Origin of the sequence: Shewanella sp. TB7-MNA-CIBAN-0143, assembly GCF_040310065.1 — a bacterium.
GTDB lineage: Bacteria > Pseudomonadota > Gammaproteobacteria > Enterobacterales > Shewanellaceae > Shewanella.
On the sequence record NZ_JBEOPL010000046.1, the window covers coordinates 1 to 3097 of the forward strand.

General features: G+C 39.2%; 1 protein-coding gene and 1 pseudogene. Both read left to right on the plus strand.

Annotation, left to right across the window (positions count from 1 at the left end):
• A pseudogene (locus AAEY97_RS21000) lies at positions 1-237 on the plus strand (group II intron reverse transcriptase/maturase); the annotation flags it as partial.
• A 254-nt stretch (positions 238-491) separates the two neighbouring features.
• Positions 492-2762: a DUF2971 domain-containing protein gene (locus AAEY97_RS21005; protein WP_351001265.1), complete on the plus strand. Its 2271-nt coding sequence runs from the start codon at positions 492-494 to the stop codon at positions 2760-2762.
• The last annotated feature ends 335 nt before the right edge of the window (positions 2763-3097 follow it).

Consider the following 3097-nt stretch of genomic DNA (forward strand, 5'->3'; position numbering starts at 1 on the left):
CTTAAATACTTCATCAACCGAAAAGGCCAATGGCAATTTCACGGTTGGCAGAAGGTCAAGGATATGGATTGCCAATTCAATCTATTCCAAATAGCCAAAGTGCCTATTGAGAGACATGTGAAAATTCGAAGTGCGGCTATACCATTCGATCCTCAATACCAAGAATACTTGGCTAGGAGAAAATCGAAAAGGCAAGCTCGTAACGCTTGGAATGAACCTGCTCTCACTGCTTTATAAGTTGCTGGGTATCAAACGATACTTTTGTGGAGGCTTGAGCCTAGTGCAGTGAAAGTTGCACGCTGGGTTCTTAGGGGGGCGGCACTTGGCAACAAGTGTCGTCTACCCGACATAAACGTGCCAGAAGCGATCCGACCAAGTCGAGGATGGACAAAAGTGTGTTGGTAGCTTTGAAAATTTAGTAAAAGGCAAGACTAGATCCCGTTAGTTCTTCATAATCTTGAAAATAACAAGCGATTAAAAGAATGGATGACATGAGTAAAATTGATGATAAAAAAATAATCAATTGGATTAAAAACCAAGAATTTTCGAAGCTAACTTTTCTAGATAACTGTTGGCAGTCCGATGAAAATGAATGGTATCTAGGGTTTTATTACTTTATCCAATATCTAAAGCAAGAATGCTTTGATGATGTTATTGCCGAAGTAACTTCACGACACGGAGATGAATCGTCCGCCTACTGCTATCTTGGGGATACCGCCAATAATATTTACAACTCATTCAATGAGCAACACATTCCAGCCTGCTTCTATCGACACGCTATAAAACTAAACCCAAACAACGCTCACGCCCATTGGGGGCTTTTCATAACGGATCACTATACGAATTCATGTATCACATCTTTAAAACTCGATTACGAAAACAATGAATTTAAGCACTTAGGCCACAGAATAGATATCCTGCATAACCGCCGCTCTAGCTTCTCATACTTTACACTTCAAGACTGGCAGTTTATCAAATCTTTAATTCAAGACCGCAACGTTACTTGCAGGAGTGATATGCTTGTTTTTGTGTATTTCTATCTTGATGAAGTTGAGGATTGTTTAGCCCTAATAGAATCAATGAAGGCCGTAAGTGTTGAAATCATCGAGGCGTATTTTAATCGCAACTTAATCAGTAAAGAGTTTGCACTAAGCAAGCTTTATTACTGGGAGGTAGATAAGCTCTTGAGTGACGACAACAAAGCAATTTACCAAGCTTATGTTAAGGAATCAGAGCAGGGAAATCCTAACCCTTCGAGGCAGGTATTAATACAAAAAGCGTTTCAGGCTGGAGAATATGAAGACGTCGTTACTTACCATGAAACAGCTCCAACAGACGATTTACATTACCGACACGATATAAACGGACGCCTGTATTACTTGCTAGCGTTGTCACACCTAAAGCAACCAGTGAACAAGCAAATTTTGGAGTTTATCAATGCCAAGGCGGACACCTTGCACGGTGAATCTAAAGTCCTATATCAAGCTCTTAGATGTAAGCACAAAATTGAGAAACTAGAGCGACTATTCCTAGAACAGACGCACTTCAACGAGCCGATTAATATTTGGGGAACATATCAAGAAGTGAAAAAGGTATTCGACTCCCCCGACCTAATCAAACACCAAATCTATGAGCATTTGAATAGCGAGTTAAAGTTATTAAAAACCAAGTGGAATGATGCATACTATACTTCACAGCTAGCAGACCTGAAAGTCAAACTGTCTAACGGAGACATGAGTAGTGACGATTTCCTACGTTTATATAACTGCGGCATAGAGTGCAATGAATTTGATTTCGTAATAGAAAATGTTACCAAGTTTCATGCTAGTAACAAACCGACCATGTCATCGTACAATTGCATTGGCGTGTGTCATGAGCGCAAAAAAGAACTTAGTCATGCATTTGAATACTACGAGCTTGCTGTAAAGTTGATGCGCTCATCAAAAGACTACAATCACATTATCATTGGTAATTACATTAACTGTGCAGAAAGATTGCCCGACGTAAAAATAGCAGAAGAAGAATATAACGACTTGCGGCGCAGGTATAATGCTGACTTAGTCAACCAGTTCAAATGGGACACCTTTACAGCAAAATCAGGCCGACTTTTTAAGTACTCGCCTTTTAATATCAATAGCATTGATGCACTTACAAACCAGTACTTCTATTTGGCGTCAAAAAGCCAGTTAAATGACCCCATTGAACTACCAACATTAAGTAAGCTTGATTCGAGTAACCTCATAGATACCAACTATCGCATCTGCTCACTATCGAACAACAATAATTCTATGTTGATGTGGTCTCACTACGCCCAAGAGCACCAAGGCATAATGGTCGAGTATTGGTTTGGTGGGGAGTTCCCTTGCGGGGTAGGCATAGAACAAGTGAGCTATACAGATGAATCTAAAAGAAACTTAGAAAAAGATTCATATGCCGTTTTTAATCAGTATCTTCTAACTAAAAATAATGATTGGTCTTATGAAGATGAAGTTAGAATATTCACTAATGTTAAAGAAAAAATCCACTTTGAGAACTTTGATTACCCGAATACCGACCGAACTAAAATTAACGCTAGGATCTGCAGTATAACGCTAGGGTGCGATTTCCCAGACGATAAGATAAAACTTATAGCCAATATAGCTAACACTATCAATTCCAACAGAGAAAGTTATGAGCCCAAAGTTATTTTGCGAGAATCTTTTATCTCTCAAGATAACTGTTTCGCACTAGAGTATCGGGATATCGACATTTCAAAAGTCTAATGGAGAAGCGCGGGGTCAGGCCTCGCTTCTTGCCGTCCATTACTTTTTGTATATCAAAACTAGTAAATTATGTGAAATAACAATTCGAGATCTAGCTCATAATGGGGCAAAAATTGGTTAGCAAGAAGGCTACGTAAAGCATCAAATTTCAGTGCGTGAACCAGACTAGGCAAGTCTGAGTCAGTGAATCACTCTGAGGTAGAGTGATTCACTAACTGATTTTTGGGCATTTTCCGAGTTAGAATTTAACTCGAATTAGGTAAGCGGTAAATAAACCCCACATCCTCAATCAATAAAATATTTGTCATAGTACCTCACCAATTTAAGGAGGCACT